We start from the raw sequence: 13,330 nt of genomic DNA, 5'->3' as shown, positions 1-13,330 counted from the left end.
TCAGCGTGAAACGCTGAGCGTCCCGCGGCCAGCTCGAATAAAGTACAGCGTAGTAAAAAACAGATTTTCCGATGCTGAGACCCACCCCATGCTGAGGCACCTCGCCCGCCGCGCCGCCGGCTTCGCCGTCACCTTCCTGCTGATCTCGGTCCTGGTCTTCGGCATGATGGAGATCGTGCCGGGCGATCCGGCCTCTGCGATGCTCGGCACCTCGGCGACCCCCGAGACCCTGGCGGCCCTGCGCGCCCAGATGGGGCTCGATGCGCCGGCGGTGATCCGCTACCTGCGCTGGCTCGGCGGGCTCGCGACCGGCGATATGGGCGTGTCCTACACCTACGGCGTGCCGGTGGGCGCGCTGATCCGGGAGCGGCTGGCGGTCACGCTGCCGCTCACCGGGCTCGCGGTGCTGCTCGCCGTCGGCATCGCCCTGCCGCTCGGCGTCACCGCGGCGTCGCGGCCCGGCGGCGTGGCGGACGGCGCCGCCACTCTCTACGCGCAGGCCGGCATCGCGGTGCCGAACTTCTGGATCGGGCTCCTGCTCATCATGGTCGTGGCGCTCGGCCTCGGCTGGCTGCCGGCCGGCGGCTTTCCGGGCTGGGGCGAGCCGGTCTCGGGCTTACGGGCGCTGCTCCTGCCGGCGCTGGCGCTCGCCATCCCGCAATCGGCGGTGCTGACCCGGGTGACGCGGGCTTCGGTGGTCGAGGTGATGAACGAGGATTTCGTCCGCACCGCCCGGGCCAAGGGCGCCTCGGTCTCCCGCGCTTTGTGGCGCCACGCGGTGCCGAACGCGCTGGTGCCGGTCATCACCATGCTGGGCTTGCAGATCTCGTTCCTGATCGGCGGCGCGGTGCTGGTCGAGAACGTGTTCACCCTGCCCGGCATGGGCCGGCTCGCCTGGCAGGCCCTGGCGCAGCGCGACCTGATCGTGATCCAGAACGCCGTGATGGTGTTCGCCACCATCGTCATCGTCGTCAATCTCGGGGTCGACCTGCTCTACACCGTCGTCGATCCCCGCTTGAGGAAGCGCGCATGACCGCCCTCGCGTTGAAGCTCCGGCGCGGCTGGCGCCCCGGCAGCGCCGCGCTCCTCGTCGGAGGCGTCCTGACGGCCCTGCTCGTCGGGATCGCGCTCACCTCCCTGGTCTGGACCCCCGAGGACCCGACCCGGATGCGCATCCTCCAGAAGCTGCGCGGCCCGCTGGTCTCGGGCTGGCTCGGCACCGACCATCTCGGGCGCGACGTCGCCTCGATGCTGATGCGCGGCGCCTTCAACTCGCTCACCACCGCCTTCGCGGCGGTCGCGGTCGGCGCGGTGCTCGGCACGCTGGCCGGCGTCGCCGCCGCGGCGCGGGCCGGTTTCGACGCCGTGCTGATGCGGATCTGCGACGCGCTGTTCGCCCTGCCGCCGATCCTGTCGGCGATCATGCTCGGCGCGCTGCTCGGCCCCGGCGCCACGACCGCCATCATCGCCATCGGGGTGTTCATGATCCCGGTCTTCGCCCGGGTCACCCGCGGCGCGGCGATGCAGATCTGGGCGCGCGAGTACATCATGGCCGCCCGCATGGCCGGCAAGGGCAATGTGCGGATCACCCTGGAGCACGTCCTGCCGAATATCGCCGGGCAGATTATCGTCCAGGTCACGATCCAGCTCGCCATGGCGATCCTGACCGAGGCGGGCCTGAGCTTCCTCGGCCTCGGACTGCCGCCGCCGGCCCCGACCTGGGGGCGGATGCTCGCCGAGTCGCAGACCTACCTGCTCCAGGCGCCCCATCTGGCCCTCGCCCCCGGCCTCGCCATCGCGGCGGCGGTGCTCGGCCTCAACCTCCTGGGGGACGGCCTCGCCGCCCGCCTCGACCCGCGCCGCCGGCAGGCCTCCTGATGCTCGCGATCCGCAACCTCTCCATCGCTTTCCCGGGACCGAACGGTCCGGTCCGCGTCGTCGACGACGTCTCGGTCGCGGTCGGCCGCGGCGAGAGCCTCGGCATCGTCGGCGAATCGGGCTCCGGCAAATCGATGCTGTCGCTCGCGACCATCGGCCTGTTGCCGAAGAGCGCCCGCGCCTCCGGCGAGATCCTGCTCGAGGGCCGCGACATCCTGCGGATGGGCGAGCGCGAGCTGTGCTCCTTACGCGGCCGGCGCATCGGCATGATCTTCCAGGAGCCGATGACCGCGCTCAACCCCGCCATGACCGCCGGCCAGCAGATCGCCGAAGGCATCCGCCTGCATCGCGAGGTCGGCAGGCCTGAGGCGCGGGCGGAGGCGCTGCGCCTGCTGGAGCGGGTGCGGATCCCCGATCCGGCGCGGCGCATCGACAGCTACCCGCACGAGATGTCCGGCGGCCAGCGCCAGCGCGTCGGCATCGCCATCGCGCTGGCGCTCAAGCCCGACCTCTTAATCGCCGACGAGCCGACCACGGCCCTCGACGTGACGGTGCAGAAGGAGATCCTCGACATCCTCGACGAGCTGGTGGCCGATCTCGGCCTCTCCCTGATCCTCATCAGCCACGACCTCGGGGTGATCGCCCGCAGCACCGACCGGACCCTGGTGATGTGCCGCGGCCGGGCGGTGGAGGAGGGGCCGACCGAGGCGGTCCTGCGCCATCCCACGGCGCAGTATACGCGCGACCTGATCGCCGCCCTGCCGCGCCGGGCCCGGGCGGGTCTGGATGAGGCACCGCGCCTCGCCGCGGGAGGCGCCCGGTGACCGCGCTCCTCTCGATCGAGAACCTGACCCGCGACTACGCCCTGCGGGGCAAGGGCGGCGCCACGCGCCATCTGCGGGCAGTCGACGACGTGAGCCTCGCCGTCGAGGCCGGCAGCATCGTCGCGGTGGTGGGCGAATCCGGCTGCGGCAAGTCCACCCTCGCCCGCATCGTCATGGCCCTCGACCGACCGAGCGGCGGCACGGTGCGGCTCGGCGGCGACGACCTGTTCGGACTCTCGGCCAAGGCGCTGGCGCGCAAGCGCCGCGACTTCCAGATGGTGTTCCAGGACCCTTACGGCTCGCTCAACCCGCGCCACTCGGTCGGCCGCATCGTCGCCGAGCCGCTCCACCTCCTCGACGACGCCCCCCGGGGCCGCGACCGCGCCGCCCTGGTCGCCCGGGCGCTGGAGGATGTCGGGCTGCCGGGCAGCGCCGCCGAGCGCTATCCGCATGAATTCTCCGGCGGCCAGCGCCAGCGCATCGCCATCGCGCGGGCGCTCATCACCAACCCGAAGCTGGTCGTCGCCGACGAGGCGGTCTCGGCCCTCGACCTGTCGATCCAGGCCCAGATCCTGCGCCTGATCCTGTCGCTCCGCGACCGGCATGGCCTGACCGTCCTGTTCATCACCCACAATATCGGCGTCGTCGACGAGATCGCCGACCGGGTCGGGGTGATGCAGGCCGGGCGCCTGGTCGAGACCGGGACGGTGCGGGAGGTGCTGGACCATCCGCGCCAGGACTACACCCGCACGCTGCTCGCGGCGGAGCCGACCCTGGCGGCGCTGTGGCAGCGGACGCGGCGGGGGCCGCCGCCCTCCACCGTCGCCGGATGAGAGGCAGCGCTCTCCTCTCCCCGACCGATCCCGGGCAACCCGGCGTCGTGCGGGGAGAGGAGGCGGTGCGGGATCCGCTCGGGCGCTTCCGACCGCCCGAGCGTGCGGAATGACGCTGCGTCATGCGACTGGTGCATGGCCGCCCTTCCGTTGCACCGCTAGCGCGCTGCACCGCAATATGTGAAATCGATTTCACGCACTGCGGCGATGGCGTCGCGGCGGTGCTGCCCTTCTTGGGCGTTTCCTCCCTAGACTTCGGGCCGCCTCGCAAGGGCGGCCTTTTTTCTGTCCGGTGTTCGTCTGCCAGTCTCAGGCCGCGAGGCCGACGCGGTCGCGGCCGTCGCGCTTGGCGGTGTAGAGCGCGGCATCGGCGCGGCGAAAGAGCGATTCGCCGCCTTCCTCGGGCTGTCGCGTGGCGAAGCCGAGGCTGATGGTCGCTGTGATCGCGCGGCCGTCGCCGATCGGCACCGCCATCGCGCCGACGGCGGCGCGGAGCGCGTCGGCCAGTTCCGCCGCCTGGGCGGGATCGATCCGCGGCATGATGATCACGATCTCCTCGCCGCCGATCCGGCAGACCGTGTCGGCGTTGCGCATCCCGGCCATCACCGTGTCGGCGATGTGCTTGAGCACCACGTCCCCGACGGCGTGCCCATAGGTGTCGTTGACCTGCTTGAAATGGTCGATGTCGAGCACGATAAGGGACAGGGGCGCGCCGGTCTCCCGGGCGCGGGCGACCTCCTCGGTCAGGCGCTCCGCGAACAGGCGGCGGTTGCCGAGTCCGGTCAGCCCATCGGTGAAGGCCTGCGCCTCGAACCGCGCGAGCCGGACGACGTCCAGGGCCGTCCTTCGCGCCAGCTGGGCGAACGTCGTCATGATCGAGGCGCCGACGAGATGCACGATGAGCTGCATCGCGGCGTCGGCATCGAGGGGCTTGTGCAGGTCCCTGACGGCCTTGACGGTCAAGAGCAGCATGCAGAGCGCCATCGCCGCCATCAGGGCCTGCCAGCCCCGTTTCGCCACCGGATTGCGCGCCAGGCGCGAGACGTCCCGGAGCGGCGCGACCGCGAGCAAGGCGATACCCACAGCCAGGAGATCGAGGACCGGGCTGACGGAGATCATGAGGTGCGGATCCCGGATGGGGACGAACCGCGGCAGGTCCCGGCTCCGCGCGAGGCTCCGGCCAGGGCACGCTGTCGTGTTCGTCTTTCCCCAGGGACATAGCTCGATGCGACGTTCTGCGCAAGACTAGACATCTTGCGCCGCATAAAAATCTAATTCTTAATGTCGCTTACGTCTGACATCTCTGTAAATTAAAAAATCATGATCGCGAGTTTACAATGGCAGCCAGTGTTTGTTCTTGCAAGCAATCGTGCCGCTGCCAGGCGGAATGACGGAACGAAGGCATGATGGCGAGATGATTTCGGGGGCTCTTGCGGGGCGTGACCATGTCCGGCGAAGGACGCGGCTGGCGCAGCAGGGGACCGGGACCGCACGGGAGGCGCGGTCCCGGGACGCGTCGTCGGGCCGTATCGGGGATCGGGCGGGGCCACCGGTCCCCCCGTCCGCCGTTGCGCGGCTAAGCCCGAACGGGCGCCGGCGCTGATGCGCCGGACGCCTTCGCATCGACACGTCGAGGCGAAGGCGCGATGGTCTCAGCGCATCGTCGGCATCACGAACTCGGCGCCGGCGCGGATGCCGGTGGGCCAGCGGGTCGTGATGGTCTTGAGCCGGGTGTAGAAGCGCACGCCCTCGGGCCCGTGCATGTGGTGGTCGCCGAACAGCGAGGCCTTCCAGCCGCCGAAGGAATGGAACGCCATCGGCACCGGGATCGGCACGTTGATGCCGACCATCCCGACCTGGATCTGATGGGCGAATTCCCGCGCCGCATCGCCGTCGCGGGTGAAGATCGCGGTCCCGTTGCCGAATTCGTGCTCGTTGATCATCCGCGCGGCGGTCTCGTAGTCCGGCGCGCGCGCCACCGCTAGCACCGGCCCGAAAATCTCCTCCTTGTAGATGGTCATCTCGGGCGTCACGCGGTCGAACAGGGTCCCGCCGACGAAGTAGCCGTTCTCGTAGCCCTGGAGCGTCAGGCCGCGGCCGTCGACCACCAGCTCGGCGCCCTCGGCCACGCCGCGGTCGATGTAGCCCGTCACCCTGTCGCGGGCTTGAGCGGTGACGAGCGGCCCCATCTCGGCCTCCGGGTCGGTGCCGGGTCCGACCTTCAGCGCCCGCACCTTCGGCACCAGCTTCGCGATCAGCCGGTCGGCGGTCTCCTCGCCGATCGGCACCGCCACCGAGATCGCCATGCAGCGCTCGCCGGCCGAGCCGTAGGCCGCGCCCATCAGTGCGTCGACCGCCTGGTCCATGTCGGCGTCGGGCATCACCACCATGTGGTTCTTGGCCCCGCCGAGGCATTGCGCCCGCTTCCCGGTCCGCGCCGCGGTCTCGTAGATGTACCGGGCGATCGGCGTCGAGCCGACGAAGGACACGGCGGAGATGTCGGGGTGGTGCAGGAGGGTGTCCACCGCCTCCTTGTCGCCCTGCACCACCGTGAACACGCCGTCAGGCAGCCCGGCTTCCTTCAGCCACTCGGCCATCACCAGGGCGGCGGAGGGGTCGCGCTCCGAGGGCTTCAGCACGAAGCAGTTGCCGCAGGCGAGCGCGACCGGGAACATCCACATCGGCACCATGGCGGGGAAGTTGAACGGCGTGATGCCGGCCACGATCCCGAGCGGCTGGCGCAGGGAGCTGCTGTCGACGCGGGTGCCGACATTCTCGGTGATCTCGCCCTTGAGGAGCTGCGGCGCGCCGGTGGCGAACTCCACCACCTCCATCCCGCGCTGGATCTCGCCCTTGGCGTCGGACAGGACCTTGCCGTGCTCGGCGGTGATCACCGCGGCGAGATCGTCGATGCGCTCTTCGAGGAGACGGAGGAACCTGTTGAGGATGCGGGCGCGGCGGAGCGGCGGGGTTGCGGCCCAGGCCGGGAAGGCGGCGCGGGCCGCGGCCACCGCCGCCCCGACCTCGTCGGCGCTGGCGAGCGCGACGGTGGCTGACTGCTCGCCGGTGGCCGGGTTGAAGACCGGCGCGGTACGGCCCGAGCGGCCCGCGATCCGGCTGCCGCCGACGAAGTGTCCGATGGTGTTCATGGGTCTGGTCAGTTCCACTGGCACAGTGCCTCGGACTCACGTCGAGTCGCGAGCCGGACACAGATCGTCGATCCTTGTCATCCCGGGTCCTCGCCTGCGGCGAGCCCCGGGATGACGGAGAGGGTCAGAGAAAAGGCGGCTATGCCGCCCGCCGCAGCGCTTCGCCCAGCATCGACGCCATCGTGTCGACGTGCTCACGCTCCGCGATCAGCGGCGGCGACAGGGCGATGATGTCGCCGGTGACGCGGATGAGCAGGCCCTTCTCGAAACAGTCGGTGAAGACGTCGTAGGCCCGGGCTCCCGGGGCCCCGTCCCGCGACTTGAGCTCGATGCCGGCGATGAGGCCGATGGTGCGGATGTCGATGACGTTAGGGCAGTCCCGCAGGGCGTGCATCGCCTCGTGCCACTGCGCCTGGATCTGCACCGTGCGGGTGAGGAGGTCCTCCTCGGCGTAGATCTCCAGGGTGGCGAGGCCGGCCGCGCAGGCGACCGGGTGGCCCGAATAGGTGTAGCCGTGGAACAGCTCGATCGCGCCCTCCGGCCCGTGCATCAGCGCGTCGTGCACCGCCCGCGTGGCGAAGACCGCGCCCATCGGGATCGTGCCGTTGGTGAGGCCCTTCGCCGTGGTGACGAGGTCGGGCGTCACGCCGAAATAGTCGGTGGCGAAGGGCGCGCCGAGGCGGCCGAACCCGGTGATGACCTCGTCGAAGATCAGCAGGATGCCGTGGCGGGTCGCGATCTCGCGCAGGCGCTCCAGATAGCCCTTCGGCGGCACCAGCACGCCGGTCGAGCCCGCCACCGGCTCGACGATCACCGCCGCGATGGTCTCGGCGCCGTGGAGCGCCACCAGCCGCTCGAGGTCGTCGGCGAGGTCGGCGCCATGCTCCGGCTGCCCCTGCACGAAGGCGTTGCGGGCGAGATCGTGGGTGTGGCGCAGGTGGTCGACGCCCGGCAGCAGCGGGAACATCCGGCGGTTGTTGACCAGCCCACCGACCGAGATGCCGCCGAAGCCGACGCCGTGATAGCCGCGCTCGCGCCCGATCACCCGGGTCCGCGTACCCTGGCCGATGGCGCGCTGGTAGGCGAGGGCGATCTTGAGGGCGGTGTCGACCGATTCCGAGCCCGAGCCGGTGAAGAACACCCGGTCGAGGGCGCCGCCCGGCGCGATGGCGGCGAGGCGCTCGGCGAACTCGAAGGCGATCGGGTGGCCCATCTGGAACGAGGGGGCGTAGTCGAGGGTGGCGAGCTGGCGCTCGACGGCCTCGGCGATGCGCCGGCGGCCGTGGCCGGCATTGACGCACCACAGGCCGGCGGTGCCGTCGAGCACCGTGCGGCCGTCATCGGCCGTGTAGTGCATGCCCTCGGCGGCGACGAGGAGGCGGGGCGCCGCCTTGAACTGGCGGTTGGCCGTGAACGGCATCCAGTAGGCGTCGAGGCTCGGGCGGTTCAGGCGCGGCGGATGGGCGTTCATCGGTGTGTCCTTCTGGGGCGCGGTGGCCGCCACACAAGACCGTTCCGGCAAGCGCAACAAGTCCTTTTCTGTTCTCCCATAACCCTTTGATAAAGCTGGCGGCCGGGGTAGGATGTTGGCCGATCCGCAACAGCCTCAACAGGGGAGCCGGCGTGACGAACGACGAGGTCGGAGCGCGCCTGCGCCATGTGCGCCTCCTGCACGGCCTGTCGCAGCGGGCGCTCGCCAAGCGCGCAGGGGTGGTCAACTCCACCATCTCGCTGATCGAGTCGGGCCAGACCAACCCGTCGGTCGGCGCCCTCAAGCGCATCCTCGACGCGGTGCCGATCGGGCTCGCCGAGTTCTTCTCGCTCGCCCCGGAGCGGTCCGAGAAGGCGTTCTACGCCAGCGAGGAACTGGTCGAGATCGGCAAGGGCCGGATCTCCTACCGCCAGGTCGGCGACAGCCTGTTCGGCCGCGCCCTGCAACTCCTCAAGGAGCGCTACGAGCCGGGCTCCGACACCGGCCGCGTCCCCCTCGTCCATGACGGCGAGGAGGGCGGCATCGTGCTTTCGGGACGGCTCGAAGTGACGGTGGACGACGAGCGCCGTGTGCTCGGGCCCGGCGACGCCTATTATTTTTCCAGCCGACGGCCGCACCGCTTCCGCTGCATCGGGCCGAATCCGTGCGAGGTTGTTAGCGCCTGCACCCCGCCGACCTTCTGACGGCCTTGCCAACCCTCGGTCGTATACAATATGCATCTGAGTGAATCGGTGGAGTTGAGACCATGGCCGTGACGGCGCGCGCGCGGGGAGCCCGATCCGTCGCCGGGGGCCTCGGCCACCGGACCGTTTCGGCGGCGGTGGCGGAGGCCCTGCGCCAGCGCATCCTCTCGGGCGCCATGGCGCCGGGATTCCAGCTGCGCCAGGACGCGCTGGCGGAGGAGTTCGGCATCAGCCGGATCCCGATCCGGGAGGCGCTGCTGCAACTGGAGGCCTCCGGCCTCGTCAGGATCGCGCCGCATCGCGGCGCGGTGGTCACCGGTCTCTCGGTCGAGGAGATCGAGGACGTCTTCCAGCTCCGCGTCTCGCTCGAGCCGCAATTGCTGATCCTCTCGGCCCGCCACCTGACGCCGGACGATTTTTCGGACTTGCGCGCCCTGCGCGAGGAGTACAGCGCCGCGCTGAAGGCCGGCACGGTCGAGACCTGGGGCGAGCTGAACCGACGCTTCCACCTCGGCCTCCTGCGCCATGCCGGCCGGCCGCGCTCGCTCGCCATCGTCGCCGGCCTGCTCCAGGATTGCGACCGCCCGACCCGCCTGCAACTCTCGGTCTCCGGCGACGTCGCCCGCGCCGACATGGAGCACACCACGATCCTGGACCTCTGCGAGGCGGGGGAGGTCGTGGCGGCGGCCAACCTGCTGCGGATCCATGTCGAGCATGCCGGGCGCTCGCTGGTGGACATCTATCGCCAATCGGCGGAGACGTGACGTAAGGTCGGGGCGCCCGGAGAGCGGGGCCTCCATCGCACCGCCCGCCCCCTCCGGTACCGGCAGCGAGGACGGGATCGGATGCTCAAGACGCTGTTTCTCCCGGGCGCCGGCGGCAGCGCCGCGTTCTGGAAACCCGTCGCCGTCCATGCGGACCTCGACGGCGTGTTCGTCTCGTGGCCAGGCCTGGGTGACGAGACGCCCGATCCGGCGGTGGGTTGCATCGACGATCTCGTCGCCCTGGCCGCCGGGCAGATCCGCGAGCCGATCGCGCTGATCGCCCAATCGATGGGCGGCTACGTGGCGATCAGGCTGGCTCTGGCCTTTCCTGCCCTGGTCAGGAGCCTCGTCCTGGCCGTGACCTCGGGCGGCGTGCCGGTGGCGGATCTGGGCGGATGCGACTGGCGCCCCGGCTACGCCTCGGCGTTCCCGAAGGCGGCCAAGTGGATCGCCGATCCCGTCGAAGACCTGTCGGCGCAGATCCCGTCCATCCAGGTGCCGGCGCTGCTGCTGTGGGGCGATGCCGACCCGGTCAGCCCCGTGGCGGTCGGGCAGCGGCTGGCCTCCCTCCTTCCGCAATCCCGCCTCCGCATCATCCCCGGAGCGGGCCACGATCTCGCGCAGACCCACGCGGAGATCGTCGCCGCCGAGATCCGGCGTCATCTGGCGACGATGCCCTAGGGGCGCTGCGACGGCTCGCGACCCGAGTCCCGCTTCCACGTCCATCGCCGCCGAGCCGACGGCAGGGATCGGATCGCCCGCAGGGCCCGCTTGACCAGATCGAATATTTTATACAATCTACGAATCATGGCGCCGCGAAGGATCGCACCGTGTCCGACACCGCACTCGAGACCAGGGGGCTGACCAAGGCGTTCGGTGGCTTCCGGGCGGTGCGGGGGCTCGACCTGAAGGTCCGGCGGCACGCGATCCACGCGCTGATCGGCCCGAACGGTGCCGGCAAGACCACGGTGTTCAATCTGCTCACCAAGGTCCACGTGCCGACCGAGGGGCAGATCCTCTACGAGGGTCAGGACATCACCCGCGAGAGCTCGGCGGCCATCGCCCGGCGCGGTCTGGTGCGCTCGTTCCAGATCTCGGCGATCTTCCCGAACCTCTCGGTGCGCGACAACGTCCGGGTGGCTTTGCAGCGGCGGCTCGGCACGCAGTACCGGTTCTGGCGCTCCGGCCGCACGCTGCGGGTGCTCGACGAGGAGGCGATGCGGCTCCTTTCCGAGGTCGGCCTCGCCGAGGCCGCCGAGGCCCGGGCCGCCGATCTCTCCTACGGCCGCAAGCGCACCCTCGAGATCGCCACGACGCTCGCCCTCGACCCGCCCTTCCTGCTCCTCGACGAGCCGACGCAGGGCATGGCGATCGAGGATGTCGACCGCATCAAGCGGCTGATCCGGCGCATCGCGACGGGACGCACCATCCTGATGGTGGAGCACAACATGTCGGTGGTGGCCGACCTCTGCGACACGATCACGGTGCTCCAGCGCGGTGAGATCCTGGCCGAGGGGGCTTACGCCGCCGTCTCGAGCGATCCGGCGGTGCGCGCCGCCTATCTGGGGGGCGGGCATGGCTGAGACCGTCCTCGAGACGCGCGGCCTCCAGGCCTGGTACGGCGAGAGCCACGTGCTCCACGGCGTCGACCTCACGGTGCGCGAGGGCGAGTGCGTGACGCTGATCGGCCGCAACGGCGCCGGGCGCACCACGACGCTCCGGGCGATCCTCGGCCTCACCGACCGGCGCGCCGGCTCGGTGCGGGTGCGGGGGCGGGAGGCGATCCGGCTGCCGCCCCACCGCATCGCCCGCCTCGGCCTCGGCTATTGCCCGGAGGAGCGCGGCGTCTACCGCACGCTGACCACCCGCGAGAACCTGACCCTGCTGCCGCGCCTCGGCGAGGGCGGCCTGCCGCTGGACGAGGTGCTGGCGCTCTTTCCCAACCTCGCCGAGCGCGCCGACAGCTATGGCGGCCGGCTCTCGGGCGGCGAGCAGCAGATGCTGGCGCTCGGGCGCATCCTGACGACCGGCGCCCGCATCCTGCTCCTCGACGAGATCACCGAGGGGCTGGCGCCGGTGATCGTCGAGGCATTGGGGCGCGCCGTGGCGCTGCTCAAGAGCCGCGGCTTCACCATCGTGCTGGTCGAGCAGAACTTCCACTTCGCCCGCCACCTCGCCGACCGCCACTACGTGGTCGAGCACGGCCGCATCGCCGCGGAGATCGCGGCGGACGAGGTCGCGGCGCGGGAGGAGGAGGTCGGCCGGCTGCTCGGAATCTGACGGGCCTTTCGCGAAACGAGCTTTCATTCGGCAGGGTCACAGGAGGCGGGAATCATGCGGTCGCGTGTCATCGGGTGCGCCCTCGGGCTGTCGCTCGCCGTTCTGGCCACGGGGGCTCTCGCCGCCGACAAGGTCAGCGACGGGGTGGTGAAGGTCGGCATCCTCAACGACCTGTCGGGGATCTATTCCGACTTCACGGGCCGCGGCTCGGCGGTGGCGGCGCAGATCGCCATCGACGAGATGGGGGCCAAGGTGCTGGGCGCGCCCGTCGAGCTCGTCGCCGCCGACCACCAGAACAAGCCCGACATCGCCGCCAACCTCGCCCGCGAGTGGTTCGACCAGGGCAAGGTCGACATGATCGCCGACTTCCCGACCTCCTCGACGGCGCTCGCCGTGATGGAGATCGCGCGGCAGAAGAACCGGGTGACGATGCTCTCGGCCGGCGTCGCCATGGCGGCCATCACCGACAAGTGCTCGCCCCTGAGCGCGCAATGGATGGTCAACACCTACGCGCTCGCCGCCGGCACCGCCAAGGCGCTGCTGAAGGCCGGACGCAAGAGCTGGTACTTCGTCACCGCCGACTACACCTTCGGCCACTCGCTGGAGAAGGACGCCGCCGCGGTGGTCGAGGCGGAGGGCGGCAAGGTGCTGGGCACGTCGCGCCATCCCTTCCCGGGCGGCGACTTCTCGTCCTACATGCTGAAGGCGCAAGGCACGGGCGCCCAGGTGATCGCGCTGGCCAATGCCGGCAGCGACACCATCAACGCCGTCAAGCAGGCCGCCGAATACGGCATCGGCCGCAGCGACAAGCAGGTGATCGCGCCGCTCCTCACCTACATCACCGACGTGAAGAGCCTCGGCCTCGCCAAGGCCCAGGACATGTATCTGACGGAAGCGTTCTACTGGGATTACGACGACCGCTCGCGTGCCTTCGCGGAAAAGTACTTCGCCAAGATGAAGCGGATGCCGAGCGCCTCGCAGGCCGCGATCTACTCGGCGGTGCTGAGCTACCTGAAGGCGGTTCAAGCGGCCGGCACCGACGAGGCCGGGGCGGTGATGAGCCAGCTGCGCTCCATGACCATCGACGACGCGGTGATCCGCAACGGTCACCTGCGGGCCGACGGCGCGCTGGTGCACGACCTGCTGCTGCTCCAGGTGAAGAAGCCGGCGGAGTCGAAGCGCGACTGGGACTTCTACCACGTCAAGGCGGTGCTCAAGGGCGACGACGTCTACCCGAAGCCGAGCGACGCCTGCCCGCTGAACGTGAAGGGGTAGCGCTGCCGCTTAACCCTCCCCCCTCTGCGGGGGAGGGTGCCCGGCGGAGCCGGGCGGGAGAGGGGTAGCGCGACGCCAATCCGGGTGTCGCCTTCATGAAGCACCCGACCTCTCCAGAAGCGGCGTCCCCTCTCCCGGCTCCCTCCGCTCGC

General features: G+C 70.5%; 13 protein-coding genes. 10 read left to right on the top strand and 3 right to left on the bottom strand.

What is annotated here, in order from left to right; genetic code table 11:
- Positions 1-88 precede the first annotated feature (88 nt).
- The 4 genes from DA075_RS15775 to DA075_RS15760 are packed head-to-tail and all read left to right on the top strand — an operon-like array spanning position 89 to position 3,535.
- On the top strand, positions 89-1,033 hold the full coding sequence (locus DA075_RS15775) for an ABC transporter permease (RefSeq protein WP_099954039.1): 945 nt from the start codon (positions 89-91) through the stop codon (positions 1,031-1,033).
- On the top strand, positions 1,030-1,878 hold the full coding sequence (locus DA075_RS15770; RefSeq protein WP_099954038.1) for an ABC transporter permease: 849 nt from the start codon (positions 1,030-1,032) through the stop codon (positions 1,876-1,878). The genes DA075_RS15775 and DA075_RS15770 overlap by 4 nt, the downstream gene beginning before the upstream one ends.
- A complete protein-coding gene (locus DA075_RS15765) occupies positions 1,878-2,702 on the top strand; it encodes an ABC transporter ATP-binding protein (RefSeq protein WP_174800094.1) in 825 nt (274 codons plus the stop codon). The genes DA075_RS15770 and DA075_RS15765 overlap by 1 nt, the downstream gene beginning before the upstream one ends.
- Positions 2,699-3,535: an ATP-binding cassette domain-containing protein gene (locus tag DA075_RS15760; protein ID WP_099954036.1), complete on the top strand. Its 837-nt coding sequence runs from the start codon at positions 2,699-2,701 to the stop codon at positions 3,533-3,535. The genes DA075_RS15765 and DA075_RS15760 overlap by 4 nt, the downstream gene beginning before the upstream one ends.
- A 309-nt stretch (positions 3,536-3,844) precedes the next feature.
- Here the strand turns inward: DA075_RS15760 and DA075_RS15755 are convergent, their stop codons facing one another.
- The 3 genes from DA075_RS15755 to aptA all read right to left on the bottom strand — a co-directional run bounded on the left by DA075_RS15755 (position 3,845) and on the right by aptA (position 8,155).
- Positions 3,845-4,654, bottom strand: a complete 810-nt coding sequence (locus tag DA075_RS15755) for a GGDEF domain-containing protein (protein ID WP_099954035.1) — start codon at positions 4,652-4,654, stop codon at positions 3,845-3,847.
- A 533-nt stretch (positions 4,655-5,187) separates the two neighbouring features.
- Complete coding sequence (locus tag DA075_RS15750; RefSeq protein ID WP_099954034.1) at positions 5,188-6,684, bottom strand: CoA-acylating methylmalonate-semialdehyde dehydrogenase; 1,497 nt, start codon at positions 6,682-6,684, stop codon at positions 5,188-5,190.
- A gap of 139 nt (positions 6,685-6,823) precedes the next feature.
- Positions 6,824-8,155: an omega-aminotransferase AptA gene (aptA, locus tag DA075_RS15745; RefSeq protein WP_099954033.1), complete on the bottom strand. Its 1,332-nt coding sequence runs from the start codon at positions 8,153-8,155 to the stop codon at positions 6,824-6,826.
- 152 nt (positions 8,156-8,307) lie between these two features.
- Between aptA and DA075_RS15740 the strand changes: the two genes are divergently transcribed.
- From DA075_RS15740 to DA075_RS15715, 6 genes are all read left to right on the top strand, one after another.
- On the top strand, positions 8,308-8,859 hold the full coding sequence (locus DA075_RS15740) for a cupin domain-containing protein (protein ID WP_099954032.1): 552 nt from the start codon (positions 8,308-8,310) through the stop codon (positions 8,857-8,859).
- A 62-nt stretch (positions 8,860-8,921) separates the two neighbouring features.
- On the top strand, positions 8,922-9,623 hold the full coding sequence (locus tag DA075_RS15735; RefSeq protein WP_099954031.1) for a GntR family transcriptional regulator: 702 nt from the start codon (positions 8,922-8,924) through the stop codon (positions 9,621-9,623).
- Between the two features lie 81 nt (positions 9,624-9,704).
- Complete coding sequence (locus tag DA075_RS15730) at positions 9,705-10,304, top strand: alpha/beta fold hydrolase (RefSeq protein WP_099954030.1); 600 nt, start codon at positions 9,705-9,707, stop codon at positions 10,302-10,304.
- Positions 10,305-10,453: 149 nt separating this feature from the next.
- Positions 10,454-11,206 carry an ABC transporter ATP-binding protein gene (locus DA075_RS15725; RefSeq protein WP_099954029.1) on the top strand — a complete coding sequence of 251 codons (753 nt, stop codon included), beginning with the start codon at positions 10,454-10,456 and terminating at the stop codon, positions 11,204-11,206.
- Positions 11,199-11,903, top strand: a complete 705-nt coding sequence (locus tag DA075_RS15720; RefSeq protein WP_099954028.1) for an ABC transporter ATP-binding protein — start codon at positions 11,199-11,201, stop codon at positions 11,901-11,903. The genes DA075_RS15725 and DA075_RS15720 overlap by 8 nt, the downstream gene beginning before the upstream one ends.
- Before the next feature lie 54 nt (positions 11,904-11,957).
- Positions 11,958-13,178 (top strand): ABC transporter substrate-binding protein, encoded by a 1,221-nt coding sequence (locus tag DA075_RS15715; protein WP_099954027.1) that lies wholly within the window; start codon positions 11,958-11,960, stop codon positions 13,176-13,178.
- Positions 13,179-13,330 lie beyond the last annotated feature (152 nt).

It is taken from the genome of Methylobacterium currus, from assembly GCF_003058325.1.
Lineage (GTDB): Bacteria > Pseudomonadota > Alphaproteobacteria > Rhizobiales > Beijerinckiaceae > Methylobacterium > Methylobacterium currus.
This window is presented reverse-complemented; position numbering and strand designations above follow the sequence as displayed.